This window comes from Glycomyces buryatensis, from assembly GCF_004912275.1.
GTDB classification, from domain to species: domain Bacteria; phylum Actinomycetota; class Actinomycetes; order Mycobacteriales; family Micromonosporaceae; genus Glycomyces; species Glycomyces buryatensis.
This window is the reverse complement of record NZ_STGY01000039.1, coordinates 28,919-41,546: the sequence shown is the minus strand read 5'-3', so window position 1 is coordinate 41,546 and position 12,628 is coordinate 28,919. Positions and strand designations below refer to the sequence as shown.

At 71.3% G+C, this 12,628-nt stretch carries 11 protein-coding genes; 10 read left to right on the top strand and 1 reads right to left on the bottom strand.

Translation table 11 applies throughout. The features are described from left to right. Positions 1-290: 290 nt before the first annotated feature. The 4 genes from FAB82_RS09700 to FAB82_RS09685 all read left to right on the top strand — a co-directional run bounded on the left by FAB82_RS09700 (position 291) and on the right by FAB82_RS09685 (position 6,016). Complete coding sequence (locus FAB82_RS09700; protein WP_136534343.1) at positions 291-2,207, top strand: right-handed parallel beta-helix repeat-containing protein; 1,917 nt, start codon at positions 291-293, stop codon at positions 2,205-2,207. Between the two features lie 24 nt (positions 2,208-2,231). Further along, positions 2,232-2,435: a hypothetical protein gene (locus FAB82_RS09695; protein ID WP_136534342.1), complete on the top strand. Its 204-nt coding sequence runs from the start codon at positions 2,232-2,234 to the stop codon at positions 2,433-2,435. A gap of 66 nt (positions 2,436-2,501) precedes the next feature. Beyond that, positions 2,502-4,838, top strand: coding sequence for an AAA family ATPase (locus FAB82_RS09690; RefSeq protein WP_211116487.1), 2,337 nt, complete (start codon positions 2,502-2,504; stop codon positions 4,836-4,838). A gap of 137 nt (positions 4,839-4,975) precedes the next feature. Beyond that, complete coding sequence (locus FAB82_RS09685) at positions 4,976-6,016, top strand: NAD(P)-dependent alcohol dehydrogenase (RefSeq protein ID WP_136534341.1); 1,041 nt, start codon at positions 4,976-4,978, stop codon at positions 6,014-6,016. Between the two features lie 61 nt (positions 6,017-6,077). On the opposite strand, the gene FAB82_RS09680 is transcribed toward FAB82_RS09685, so the two are convergent. Beyond that, positions 6,078-6,800 carry a glycoside hydrolase family 11 protein gene (locus tag FAB82_RS09680; protein WP_211116486.1) on the bottom strand — a complete coding sequence of 241 codons (723 nt, stop codon included), beginning with the start codon at positions 6,798-6,800 and terminating at the stop codon, positions 6,078-6,080. Between the two features lie 364 nt (positions 6,801-7,164). Between FAB82_RS09680 and FAB82_RS09675 the strand changes: the two genes are divergently transcribed. Genes FAB82_RS09675 through FAB82_RS09650 form a run of 6 tightly spaced genes read left to right on the top strand, consistent with a single transcriptional unit; the run spans position 7,165 to position 12,571 of the window. Continuing rightward, positions 7,165-7,782, top strand: coding sequence for a helix-turn-helix domain-containing protein (locus FAB82_RS09675; RefSeq protein ID WP_136534340.1), 618 nt, complete (start codon positions 7,165-7,167; stop codon positions 7,780-7,782). A gap of 60 nt (positions 7,783-7,842) precedes the next feature. Further along, on the top strand, positions 7,843-9,024 hold the full coding sequence (locus FAB82_RS09670) for an NAD(P)/FAD-dependent oxidoreductase (RefSeq protein ID WP_211116485.1): 1,182 nt from the start codon (positions 7,843-7,845) through the stop codon (positions 9,022-9,024). Continuing rightward, on the top strand, positions 9,021-9,278 hold the full coding sequence (locus tag FAB82_RS09665) for a (2Fe-2S)-binding protein (protein WP_136534338.1): 258 nt from the start codon (positions 9,021-9,023) through the stop codon (positions 9,276-9,278). The genes FAB82_RS09670 and FAB82_RS09665 overlap by 4 nt, the downstream gene beginning before the upstream one ends. After that, positions 9,275-10,648, top strand: coding sequence for an FAD-dependent oxidoreductase (locus FAB82_RS09660; RefSeq protein ID WP_136534337.1), 1,374 nt, complete (start codon positions 9,275-9,277; stop codon positions 10,646-10,648). Before FAB82_RS09665 ends, FAB82_RS09660 begins: the two co-directional genes overlap by 4 nt. Continuing rightward, entirely contained in the window at positions 10,645-11,568 is a 924-nt protein-coding gene (locus FAB82_RS09655; protein WP_136534336.1) for a dihydrodipicolinate synthase family protein, read from the top strand. Before FAB82_RS09660 ends, FAB82_RS09655 begins: the two co-directional genes overlap by 4 nt. A 1-nt stretch (position 11,569) precedes the next feature. Beyond that, on the top strand, positions 11,570-12,571 hold the full coding sequence (locus FAB82_RS09650; RefSeq protein ID WP_136534335.1) for a proline racemase family protein: 1,002 nt from the start codon (positions 11,570-11,572) through the stop codon (positions 12,569-12,571). The last annotated feature ends 57 nt before the right edge of the window (positions 12,572-12,628 follow it).

Genomic DNA, 12,628 nt, shown 5'->3' with positions numbered 1-12,628 from the left:
GTGTCGCGGATCGGCACCCCCCGGTCTCAAAGATGCCCCCGGAGACCGACAAAACTCGACGGCAATGCCACCCGCGGTCGGGCGCGTTGCGCGGGCACCCTCCACACCCTTCCGTCGCTGCCTGATTGAAGCCCAACCCGAACGGCGCGGGCCACGGCCATTCCACCCGGGCACGGTGCCACCTCTTCATCGCCGATGCTTGAAGACCGCACCGAACGGCGCCGGGGGATGGCAACTGTCTTCCGATTCCGATCGAGTCCGTGTGGGCACGATCGGGTTACCCTCGCCTTATGCCCCCGCAGCCCCGCAAACCCGTTCGGCCGGTTGCCATCGGCACCCTGACGGTCCTGGTGGCCGCCCTGGGTGTGGCCGGTTTCGCGTTCCTCGCCCTCCCCTTCCTCGAGGGCCCGCCGCTGTCGGATCCGGTGGTCGCGCGGGAGGAGACGGCGCTGCCGGAGTACCGGGAGACCGGCGGCTACCTGCTCGTGTGCCCCTCCAGCGCCGAGGACTTCGCCGAGCGCAACGAGGGCGTGGAGTACAACCAGCGCATCGTCAACGAGCGGCTGTGGGAGGACGAATGCCCGTCCGACGGTCACGCGAGTCTCGGCGAAGCCATTGCGGCCGTGGAGGAAGGGGCCTGGCGCATCCTCGTACTGCCGGGGCATTACTCCGCCGATCAGACCATCGCCGTCGACCACACCACCCCCGGTCTCCAGATCGAAGGGCTCGGCGACGGGCCCGAGGACGTGCAGATCGCCGCCGGGTCGGGCGTCGGCTCCGTCATGGAGGTGAGCAGTCCGGATCAGGTGTACCTCACCGGCTTCACGCTCAGCGGAGGCGCGGAGGACGGGCTGGTTGTCTCGGGGGCGCGGGGCACGGTCGTGGACGGCGTCGCGGCGACCGGCAATGGCGTCAACGGCTTCGCCGTCCATGGCGACGGCGTGGATGTGCGGGACTGCCGCGCCGAGGACAATGGCAATGTCGGCATCGCCCTCCAAGCCGCAGTGGGCGCTGTGGAGGGATGCGAATCCAGTGGGAACCGCGTCGGGATGCGCGTGAACGGCGACGTCGACCTCACCGTCACCGGGAACCGGCTGCACGGCAATGTCACCGGCCTCCTCGTCGCCGGGTCCAACGGCAGCACCGCCCTGGAGGCCACCGGCAATGCGATCTACGACAACAATGCCGACCATCGCGCCGAACCCGGCTCCGACGCCTGCACCCCCGAGCTGACCGAGCCTGGCCCTGGTTCCGACTCCAGTTCCAGCTCCGGCGGCGTCCTGTGCGCCGACCTCGCCGCGCCCGCCGGCGTCGGCGTCGCCATCGCCGGCGGCCGCGGCAACTACTTCTGGGGCAACCACATCTGGGGCCAGCGCTCCTACGCCATCGCCGTCTGGTCCCCGCTCGCCGAACCCGCCATGGGCAACCGGTTCGAGGACAACACCCTCGGGATCCGAGACGACGGCCAGCGCGCCCGCAACCGCCACGACCTGTGGTGGGACGGGGCGGGCGAGGCGAACTGCTTCACCGAACCGACCGCGCTGCACACCGCGCCCGCCGCGATGCCCGACTGCGCCGACGCCGGATCGGACCGGGTCGTGGGCGATCCGATGCGGACGTTCAAGACCTGGCACTGCGGCCCGGGCGGGCTGGCCGGCGGCATCGTCCCCGACTCCTGCGACTGGTTCGGCGCCCGCCAGACCGAGCGGCTCGAATTCCAGGTGGGTGTGCTGTTCGCGGCCTCGCTGCTGTTCCTCACCGGCGCCGGCTGGTTCGCCGCCGCCCGCTCCCCCGCTCCGCCACCGGGCGGGGCGATGTCCTTCTCCGCCATGGCGACCGCCGCCGGCGCACTGCTGATGGTGCTGGCGACCTGGTCGGGGCGGGCCGACTACGAGGCCCTGGCGATCGGGTTGTGGGGCGTCGGGTGGCTCCTGGCCGGGCGGTCGTGGTCGAGCGCCGGGCTCCGCGCCTTGGGCGCGGCCACCTCGCTCATCGGGGCCCTCGCCTTGGTCGACTCGATCGACCGGGGCGTGTGGATCATTCCGGCGATCCCGTTCAGTCCGGCGTGGACGTGGCTGATCCTGTTGCCGCTGTGGGTGATCCTGGCGTTCGCGGCCATCGTGAAACGTCACCCGCAGCTGTATGAGGGCCCCGAGGTCGAGCGCACCCCGGCGACGGCCCCGGCCCGCGACTCGTTCGACTGGTAGGTCCCGATCGCGTAGGGTTACGCCATGACTTGGACGTGGCAGATCGAAGACGGTGACGGCAATATCCTCGAAACTCCCGACTCCGACCTGGGCAGCCAGGGCGACGCCGAATCCTGGCTGGGCGAGCGGTGGCGCGAGTTCGTCGCCGACGGCGCCACCGTGGCCGCGCTCATGGAGGACGGGCGCACCGTCTACCGCATGGACCTCGAAGCCGCCGCCGAAGACTAGCGCTGTCAGGTTTATCGCGCGGCCACGATTCGCCGCACCGGGCCAGACCGTAATAGGCTGAGCGGTGTGACCGAATCTGCGTCCATCACATTGACCGCCACCCGTGCCCGTGCCGGACTCGACGCCCGGCGCGGCATCGTGCGGCTCCACACCGAGGTGCTCACCGCGCTCGGGCTGCAGCCGGGCGACCCGGTCGAGCTCGCCGCGGGCCGCTCGACGACGGCCATCGCGCTGGCCGGGGACCGGTACGCGTCCCGGCGGGCGCTCTACGCCGACGATCTGACCTTGGGCAATATCGGTGCGCGCGACGGCGACCCGGTGCGGATCGAGCCCGCCTCGCTGGCCGCGGCCGACCGTGTGGTGCTGGCGGGCCCGGCGTCGGTGGTGGCGGTGGTCGATCCCGACACGCTGCGGCTGGCGCTGCTGAGCAAGGTCGTCGGCGAGGGCGACGATGTGTCGCTGCTGCCGATCGAGCTCGGTGACGGGCAGCGGGAGATCGTCTCGGCGACCCGGCGGACGCTCAACAACACCCTCGGTATGGGCTGGACGACCATGGTGCTCAACGTGGTCGAGTCGTCCCCCGTTCACGCGGCGATGATCACGACCGACACGATCGTGCGGTGGGAGCAGGACGCGCCCGCCTCGATCGACATTTCCTTGGCCGACGGGCGGGTCGCGAACCTGCCCCGTGCCTCCGTCCCGCTGCCGGCGTCCTACCCGGGTACCTCGACCGGCGACGCCGCCGCGTTCCGGCCGCGCGCCGAGTCCCGGGAGCACATCCGGGAGCGACCGAGCCAGGAACGGCCAAGCCAGGAGCGGCCGCGCCAGATCGAGGCCGCGCCCGGCATCGCCCCGATCCCCTTCGAGGAGCTGGCCGGGGCGCACATTCCCGCCGAGGAGCTGCGCGAACTGCTCGACCTGGGCTTCAACCACCGCGAGGTGCTGAAGGTCGTGGGTACGGACATGGCCCTCGGGGTGCTCGTGACGGGCCCGGCGGGGGCCGGCAAGGCCACCGTGGTGCGCTCGGTGGCCGCCGCGGTCGGCGCCGGGGTCAGTGAGGTCGCCGGTCCCGACCTGGCCGCGATCGAGGCGAACGCGGCGGCCGAGCGGCTGCGTGCGGCGGTGGCGGCGCTGCCGACCCCCGGCGTGCTGCTGGTGACCGGGGCCGAGGCTCTGGCTCCGGCCGACAAGCAGACGCCGCTGGGGACCATGTTCGCCAAACTTGTCGAGGAGGTCCTGGAGGACGGGCACGCCGTCGTGTGCACGACCGCCAGGATCGAGGACCTCGACACGGGGCTGCGGGGACGGCTGGAGCACGAGGTCGTGGTGCCGATGCCCGACGCCGACGCCCGGCGGGAGCTGCTGCTGTACTTCACGCGCGGCATGAAGGTCGCCGAGGACGTCAAGCTCGAGTCGGTCGCGCAGCGCGCCCCCGGCTATGTCGCCTCGGACCTGGCCATCATGGTGCGCGAGGCCGGGGTTCGGGCGGCGATCCGCGCCAAGGACGGTGGGGCGACCGCTTTGCAGCCCACGGACTTCGATTCGGCGCTGGAATCGGTTCGTCCCTCCAGTATGGCCGGTGACTCGGTGGAGCTGGGCGGGCTGACGCTGGCCGACGTCGGCGGCATGGCGGACCTGAAGCAGACGCTCACCGAGACGGTGCTGTGGCCGCTGACGTACCCGGACGCGTTCACGCGCTTGGGGATCGAGGCGCCGCGCGGCATCCTGCTGTACGGCCCGCCCGGGTGCGGCAAGACGTACATCGTGCGCGCCGTCGCGGGCGAGGGCCACGCGAACGTGTTGAGCGTCAAGGGATCCGAACTGCTCAACAAGTGGGTGGGCGAGTCGGAGAAGAACGTGCGGGAGCTGTTCCGCCGGGCCCGGCAGGCCTCGCCGACGCTGATGTTCTTCGACGAGTTGGACGCGCTGGCCCCGGTGCGGGGCGGCGGCACCGACGGCGGCACCGCCGACCGGGTGGTGGCGGCGCTGCTGACCGAATTGGACGGCGCGGAGTCGCTGCGGGACGTGGTGGTCGTGGGAGCGACCAACCGTCCCGACATGATCGACCCGGCGCTGCTGCGCCCGGGCCGCCTGGAGCGGCTGGTCTACGTCCCGCCGCCGGACGCGAACGGCCGCGCGGACATCTTGCGCGCCAACGCGAAGAACGTGCCCTTCGCCGACGACGTCGACCTGAACGCCATCGCGGACGAGCTGTGGCTGTACTCGGCGGCCGACTGCTCGGCCCTGGTCCGCGAGGCGGCCTTGACGGCGATGCGGGAATCGCTCGAGGCCTCGGTGGTGACGGCGTCGCACGTGGAACAGGCGATGGAGCGGGTGCGGCCGAGCCTCAATGCGGAGCAACTCGAATACCTGGAGAACTACGCGGGAGCGCGCGAGGCCTGAGCAGTGGCCAGAACGCCGGGGACGTGAGTGAATCCCCTGTTGGCGGCCCCGATCGTTGATACGGTCAACCCGGCCGGGGACCGCGGCGCGCGCGTCGGGCCCCACCGCACCGAACGTTCAGCGGACGGAGGCACCCGATGCGAGCCCTGCAATACCGGAAGGTCGGCTCGGCCCCTGAGGTCGTCGAGATCCCAACGCCCGAACCGGGGCCGGGCGAGGTCCTGCTCAAGGTCACCGCCGCCGGGGTCTGCCACTCCGACATCGCCGTCATGTCCTGGCCCGTCGAGAACTTCCCGTACCGTCTGCCGCTCACCCTCGGCCACGAAGGCGCCGGTATCGTGGCCGCACTCGGCGCCGGCGTCCGCGGTGTTGCGCTCGGCGAATCGGTCGCCGTCTACGGCCCGTGGGGCTGCGGGCGCTGCATCAAATGCGCCGCGGGCGAGGAGAACTACTGCCTGCACGCCGCCGAGCTGGGCATCAGCCCGCCCGGTCTGGGCGCGCCCGGCGCCATCGCCGAGTACATGATCGTCGACGACGCCCGCCACCTCGTGCCGCTCGGGGACCTCGACCCGGTCCGCACCGTCCCACTCACCGACGCCGGGCTCACGCCGTACCACGCCGTCAAGCGCTCACTGCCGAAACTGCTGCCGGGCTCGACCGCGGTCGTCATCGGCACCGGCGGCCTCGGGCACGTCGCGATCCAGTTGCTGCGGGCCATGACGGCGGCGAAGGTGATCGCCCTCGACGTCACCGAGCAGAAGCTCGAACTGGCCCGCCGCGTCGGCGCCCACGAGACCGTCATCTCCGACGAGCAGGCGGCCGGGAAGGTCAAGGCCATCACCGGCGGCCTCGGCGCCCAGGCGGTCTTCGACTTCGTGGGGGCACCGCCCACCACGGCCACCGCCGGCGACTGCGCCGGAGTCGACGCGGACGTGACCATCGTCGGCATCGGCGGCGGCACCCTACCGGTCGGCTTCGGCGCCATGCCGTTCGAGGTGTCGGTGAAGGCCCCGTACTGGGGCTCCAGGGACGAACTCATCGAGGTCTTCGAACTGGCTCGGAACGACGCGGTCGAGGTCCATGTCGAACCGTACTCACTGGACGATGCACCGCTGGCCTACGAACGCCTGCACGCGGGAGCGATCACCGGCCGCGCGGTCATCACCCCGAACGGCTGAGCGCCCGGTCAGTGCCCGTCCCCCTCGCCCGGCGCTCGGAGGACGGGCCTGGGCACCGGGATCAGCTCACCGTGATGTTCGAGCTGCCGCTCGACTGGTAACCCTCGGTCGCCATGATCATGTAGTAGTTGAACGAGCCGAGGTTCATGCCGGCCTGGGCCCAGGCGTCGAAGTGCGCACCGGTGTCGATGGTGCCGCTGCTCCGATGGTTCTGCCGGACGCTCCAGTACTGCGGGAAGGTCGCAGTGCCCTCCACCGACGGGGCGTTGTACCGCATCGAGTGGAGGAGGGTGTACGTGCCGTCGGCCTCGAGCGAGCCGCGGTTCTCGGCGCCGGTGCTGGGGTTGTAGGGGCCGTGGGACTCGACGATGTAGTACTCCACCAGCGGGTTCGCGGTCCAGCCGTAGAGTGCCAGGTATCCGTTGCTGCCGTGGTCGACGGTGCCTTCGTAGTTCACGACCCGGGCGCTGCCGTTGCTCCAGCCCTTGCCGCAGACGAAGTTGTTCGTGCCGCCCCACTGGGTCGAGTAGTTCCCGCCCGGGCCCATCGTCATCGACACGCTCCCTTGGGTATCGGTCCAGAACGAGTAGTAGAACCCGTCGTGCGTGCCCTCCTGGTTTGTGGTGATCGTTTCCTGGGCGCTGGCGGTGCCGGACGCCACCACTGCGGACGTCCCCAGCGCCAGCGCGCCGGCGCCGCCGAGCAGGAGACTCCTGCGGCGGATCAGGGGACGAGGCGTGTGCACCTCAGGGATCCCGTCCTTGTCGTGCATGGCCTTGCGCATGCTTCCTCCATTGAGGGCCGGCCTCGCGGCCGGCCAATAGGAATAGACATCTATCGATGCCAATGGACGGGTTCAGTATGTCCCGATCGCTGGTACATGTCAAGAAATTCCGGAAATGTTCCGGTACTTTATCGCCGTTGCAGAAGTGCCTGGAGCGGACTCAAGTCCTGGTTATCGGACACACTTCGGGAGATACGGTCGGCCCGGTCTGCAACTCATGGTCGACGTTCGTCCAACCGATTCCCGGAAGTTTCGGAACCTTTTCGGACGAGCGTGAGACCCGCATTCGCTCCCGTGTCCCCGCCGCGCCGGGGTCCGGGTCCGGTGAGCGGGTAACTTGACGTCGAACAACCTAGGAGGATCGGTGTCTCAGGAACAGGCGGGACGGGCACTCGGCGCGAATCTGCGCGCGCTGCGGCAGCGCGCGAAACTGTCGCTGTCGGAGCTGGCCCGGCGCTCGGACATCGCCAAGGGCACGCTGTCGCAGCTGGAGTCCGGGAACGGCAACCCCACCATCGGCACGGTGTTCAGTTTGTCGAACGCACTGGGGGTGCCGGTGTCCTCGCTGCTGGCCGAGCCGGACGACTCCGGCGCGGTCCTGGTGCGCAGCGCGAACCTCGAGGTGTTGCGCAGCAACGCGGTCGATCTGCGAATGCTGCGCCGCATGGACATCACCGACACGGTGCTGGAGATCTACGATCAGCGGGTGCGGCCCGGCCAAGTCCAGCACTCCGACGGCCACCCCGGGCGCGAGCACGTGACGGTGACGTCCGGGCTGCTCAGGGTCGGTCCACCCGACTCCCCATACGAGCTGGGGCCGGGCGATTACGTCTGCTTCCCGGCCTCGGAGCCCCACATCTATGAGACGGTGGAGGGGCCGGTGACATCGGTGCTCATGCTGGAGTACCCGGCCGATGCGGGACTGGGCTCGCACGGCGCCTCGCACGCGGTGCACCCCGAGGGGCCGCCGCCGCGGCCTTGACGGCGCCGCCGGGCGGGGGTTAGTCTCACATCGTTCAGTTAAATGAACGGAGGTGAGTTTGTGGTTTCCCCGGACATCGTCGTGATCGGCGCCGGAGTCATCGGCGCCGCCTGCGCGGAGGCGCTCAGCGCGGCCGGGGCGCGGGTGACCGTGCTCGATCGCGGCGCCCCGGCGAGCGGCACCACCGCCGCCGGCGAGGGCAACGTCCTCGTCTCGGACAAGGCGCCGGGCCCCGAACTCGAACTGGCCCAGGCCTCCCGGAAGCTCTGGCCGGAACTGCTCGCCGCCCTCGCCGAAGAGCTCGGACCCGAACTGGCCGATGCCGAATGGGAACCCAAGGGCGGCCTGGTGGTCGCCACCGGCGACGAGTCCGCCGCCCCGCTCCGGGACTTCGCCGGCGCCCAGCGCGCCGCCGGCGTCAGGGCCGACCCCGTCACCGCCGCCGAGGCGGGCGCGCTCGAACCCCACCTGACCAAGGCGATCACCGCCGCCGTCCACTACCCCGAGGACGCCCAGCTGCAACCGGTGCTGGCCGCGACCGCGCTGCTGGCCGCCGTGCGCGCCCGCGGCGGCGAGGTCCGCTCCGGCGTCCGCGCCATCGGGATCGAGGCGGACGCGGGCGGGGCGTTCAAGGCGGTGCTCACCGACCGGGGCGCGATCGCCTGCGCCGCCGTCGTCAATGCCTGCGGCCCCTGGGCCGGGGCCTTCGCCGCCGACGCGGGCGCCCCGATCGCGGTGCTGCCGCGCCGGGGCATGGTCCTGGTGACCGCCCCGCTGCCGTACACGGTGCGGCACAAGGTCTATGACGCCGACTATGTGGGCGCCGTGGCCAGCGGCGACGCCGACCTCCAGACCTCGACCGTCGTCGAGTCCACCGGCACCGGGACCATCCTGATCGGATCGAGCCGGCAGCGCGTCGGTTTCGAGGAGCGGTTCGAGGTCCGGGTGCTGGCCGAGTTGGCGCGAAAGGCGCAGCGGCTCTTCCCGATCCTGGCCCGCGTCCCGGTCATGCGGGCCTACGGCGGCTTCCGCCCCTACGCCCCGGACCACCTGCCGATCATCGGAGCCGACCCGCGCGTGCCGGGGCTGTGGCACGCGACCGGACACGAGGGCGCCGGGATCGGCCTGGCCGCCGCGACCGGCCGCATGATCGCCGATCTCTACGCCGAGAAGGAAACCGCCGTGGATGCGAGCCCGTTCCGGGTGGATCGTCCGGCAGTGATCGAGGAGGTCGCCGCGTGAGGGTGCGAGTCGACGGCGAGGTCTGCGAGGCCGAGGAGGGCCAGACCGTGGCGGGCGTCCTGCTGGCCGCGGGGCGCAACTCGTGGCGGTCGACCCGCCGGGGCGGGCGTCCGCGCGGCGTGTTCTGCGGCATCGGCGTCTGCTTCGACTGCCTGGTGGTGGTGAACGGCGTGCCGGACGTGCGGGCCTGCCAGCGCCGGGTCGAACCGGACGACGAGATCCGCACGCAGCACGGGGCGGAGCTGCCCTCATGAGCCGCACTGTCGTGAGCAGCATTGTCGTGATCGGCGCCGGGCCCGCGGGCCTGGCCGCCACCCGAGCCGCCGCCGACACCGGTGCGGACGTGACGTTGATCGATGCGGCGCCGAAGCTCGGCGGCCAGTACCACCGCCAGGACGCCCGCACCGGGGACGAGCGGTTCGCGCTTCCCGCTGGCGTGCAACACCTTCGCGAGTCGGTGGTGTGGGCGATCGAGCCGATCGACGGCGGGCACCGGGCGCATGTCCGCACGGGGCCGGCCGATTCGCCGGATCGCACCGGAACCTCCATCGACGCCGCGGCGCTGGTCTTGGCGACCGGCGCCTACGACCGGGCGCTGCCGTTCCCCGGCTGGGACCTGCCGGGCGTGTTCACCGCCGGCGCGGCGCAGGCGCTCGCGAAGGGTCAGGGCGTGGCCGTGGGAAGCCGGGTGCTGGTGGCCGGGACCGGCCCGTTCCTGCTGCCGGTGGCCTCCTCGCTGGTCGGGGTGGGCGCTGAGGTGGTTGCGATCCTTGAAGCCAATGCGGCCGTTCGGGGTTGGCTGTCGAATCCGTTCGGGGCGCTGGCCGGTGCCGGCAAGGCCGGGGAGCTGGCCGCCTACGCGGCTACGCTGGTCCGCCATCGCATTCCCTACCGCGCCAGGCGGGCCGTGATCGAAGCGCACGGGGCCGACCGCGTCGAGGCGGTCACGACCGCTCGCTTGGATGCGGACTGGAGTCCCTTGCCCGGCAGCGAGAAGACCATGGAGGTCGACGCCGTCGCGGTCGGCTTCGGGTTCACCCCGCAACTCGAACTGGCCGTGTCGGCCCGCTGCGAGCTGCGCGACGGCTTCGTCGTTGTCGATGCGGCCCAGGCGACTTCGGTGCCGGGCGTGTTCGCGGCTGGCGAGCTGACCGGCATCGGCGGGGCGACATTGTCGGCGGCGGAGGGCGCTGTGGCCGGTGCGGCGGCGGCCCGCCACGTCGGCGCCGAGGTGCGCCCGCCGTTGCAGGCGATGCGCCGCATCCGTTCCGGTCGCCGCTTCGCCGCCGCGCTGGGCGAGGCGTACCCGGTCCGTCCGGGCTGGCGGACCTGGCTGCGCGACGACACGCTGGTGTGCCGCTGCGAAGAGGTCGACTACGCCGCCCTGCGCGGCGCCCGCAATGACCGCGACGCCACCGGTTCGCGCTCGCTGAAGCTGGTCAGCCGGGCCGGGCTCGGCCTGTGCCAGGGCCGGGTGTGCGGCGCGAACGTCGCCGAACTGTCAGGAATCGACGATCCCGCCGCCTTTGCGGGGCGCCCCATGGCCGTCCCGCTGCGGCTGTGCGAGCTGGCCGGTGCGGATCCCGAAGCCACCCCAGAGATCGAACCAGGAGTGAAGGTATGACCCAGGAGAAACTCGACGGCGTCATCGTGGCGACCGCCCTGCCCTACGCCGAGAATGAGGCTGCCCCGGCCGGGCTCCGCGTCGACTACGACCGTTTCGCGGAGCATTGCCGCTGGGTGATCGACAATGGCTGCCGGGGCGTGGGCCCCAACGGGTCCCTCGGGGAGTACTCCTCGCTGAGCAATGTCGAGCGCCGCAAGGTCGCGCAGACGGCGATCGAGACGGTCGGCGATGACGGCGTGGTCGTCGTCGGCGTGCACGGTCCGGGCGCCCACCAGGCCCGCGAGTGGGCCGAGTACGCGGCCGAGGACGGCGCCGACGGCGTCCTGTGCCTGCCGCCGACGATGTTCCGCGCCAATGACTCCGAGGTGATCCACCACTTCGAGCAGGTGGCGGCCGTGGGCCTGCCGGTCATGGTCTACAACAACCCGATCGACACCAAAGTGGACCTGACTCCGGCGCTGCTGGCCGAGATCGCGCAGATCGACAATGTGGTGGCCGTCAAGGAGTTCTCCGGCGACGTGCGGCGCGTGCTGGAGATCGCCGAGTCCGCCCCGGAGCTGAACATCGTGGCCGGAGCCGACGACGTCGCCCTGGAGGCCCTGCTCATGGGCGCGCGCGGCTGGTTCGCGGGCTTCCCCAACGTGTTCCCGGCCGAGTCGGTGCACCTGTACGACCTGGCCCTGGAGGGGCGCCTGGCCGAGGCGCGCGCGCTGTACGAGCCGCTCGTCGCGGCGTTCCGCTGGGACTCGCGCACCGAGTTCGTGCAGGCCATCAAGCACGGCATGGACCTGGTGGGCCGCTTCGGCGGGCCCTGCCGCCCCCCGCGCGGGCCCATGAACGGCAAGCAGCTGGGGGCGCTGGACGCCGACATGCGCAAGGCCATGGACTATCTGGCCGCGAACCCGCTGGGGGCGTGAGGTGCGGGCGTCCAGGTACTTCACGGCGGTCGACTCGCACACCGAGGGCATGCCCACCCGGGTCGTCACCGGCGGCATCGGGCCCATCCCCGGCGCCACGATGGCCGAGCGGCGCGAATACTTCATCGCCGAACTCGACCACATCCGCGAGTTTCTAGTGAACGAACCGCGGGGCCACTCGGCGATGAGCGGCGCGATCCTCCAGCCGCCCACCCGTCCCGACGCCGACTGGGGGGTGCTCTACATCGAGGTGTCGGGGTGCCTTCCCATGTGCGGCCACGGCACCATCGGGGTGGCGACCGTCCTGGTCGAAACCGGGATGGTGGAGGTCAGCGAGCCGGTCACCGAGGTGCGCCTGGACACCCCGGCCGGACTGGTCGTGGCCGAGGTGGCGGTGGCCGACGGCCGCGCCACCGCCGTCACGATCGCCAATGTGCAGTCCTTCGCGGCCGAACTCGATGCGGCCGTGGAGGTTCGAGGTCTCGGCGAGGTCACCTACGACATGGCCTACGGCGGCAACTTCTACGCGATCCTGCCGCTGGCCCGGATCGGCATCGACTTCGACCGGTCCAACAAGGACGAGATCCTCGCCGCCGGTCTGGCCATAATGGATGCCATCAATGAACAGCGGCCCCCGGTCCATCCGGAGCTGCCCGGTATCGACGACTGCAAGCACGTGCAGTTCACCGCGCCGGGATCCGACGGCTCCGATTCGCGCAATGCCATGGTGATCCACCCCGGCTGGTTCGACCGCTCCCCCTGCGGCACCGGCACTTCCGCCCGCATGGCCCAGCTGCACGCGCGCGGCGAGCTCGGCCTCCAAGAGGACTTCGTCAACGAGTCGTTCCTCGGCACCCGCTTCACCGGTCGGCTCACCGGCACCGCCGCCGTCGGAGGCGTCGATGCCGTGCTGCCCACCGTGACCGGCAGTGCCTGGATCACCGGCATGGGCCAGTATCTGCTCGACCCCACCGATCCGTTCCCCGCCGGCTTCACGCTCTGAGCCCGGGCCCGCCATCGCGAACGCCGCCAAGCAAACCGCACCACGCTACCGAGAGGA

Coding starts and splice junctions, on each gene's coding strand:
- FAB82_RS09700 (WP_136534343.1), top strand. CDS start 291: ATGCCCCCGCAGCCCCGCAAACCCGTTCGGCCGGTTGCCATCGGCACC.
- FAB82_RS09680 (WP_211116486.1), bottom strand. CDS start 6,800: ATGCGCAAGGCCATGCACGACAAGGACGGGATCCCTGAGGTGCACACG.
- FAB82_RS09655 (WP_136534336.1), top strand. CDS start 10,645: ATGACCCAGGAGAAACTCGACGGCGTCATCGTGGCGACCGCCCTGCCC.
- FAB82_RS09685 (WP_136534341.1), top strand. CDS start 4,976: ATGCGAGCCCTGCAATACCGGAAGGTCGGCTCGGCCCCTGAGGTCGTC.
- FAB82_RS09695 (WP_136534342.1), top strand. CDS start 2,232: ATGACTTGGACGTGGCAGATCGAAGACGGTGACGGCAATATCCTCGAA.
- FAB82_RS09660 (WP_136534337.1), top strand. CDS start 9,275: ATGAGCCGCACTGTCGTGAGCAGCATTGTCGTGATCGGCGCCGGGCCC.